Source organism: Peribacillus sp. SIMBA_075, from assembly GCF_046534585.1.
In genome coordinates, this window is record NZ_JAWRYN010000153.1 from 1 (window position 1) to 408 (window position 408).

General features: G+C 40.7%; 1 pseudogene. It reads left to right on the forward strand.

Annotated elements, in window-relative coordinates:
* Positions 1 to 408 (forward strand): annotated as a pseudogene (locus SB775_RS34730) (group II intron maturase-specific domain-containing protein); the annotation flags it as partial.

Consider the following 408-nt stretch of genomic DNA (forward strand, 5'->3'; position numbering starts at 1 on the left):
TTCATTGAAAATAAACTGAAGCTAAAGGTCAACTACGAGAAGTCGAAGTATGATCGCCCTTGGAACAGAACGTTTCTGGGTTTTAGTTTCACGATATCAGAGAAGAACCCGAAGGTTCGACTGGCTAAACAAACGGTGAAGAGAGTAAAGAAACGAATCAGGGAAATGACCTCAAGAAAATTACCGATACCCATGGAAATCCGAATAAATAAGTAAAAGCAATACCTTAGAGGTTGGATAGGGTATTTCTCCCTCATTGATACTCCGAACGTATTGAGGAATTTAGATTCATGGATTCGAAGAAGACTCAGGATGTGCCTATGGAAGCAAGGGAAATTACCAAGAACGAGGGTGAGGAAACTCAAAGGATTAGGCGTCCCATTTGGAAAAGCATATGAATGGGGAAAT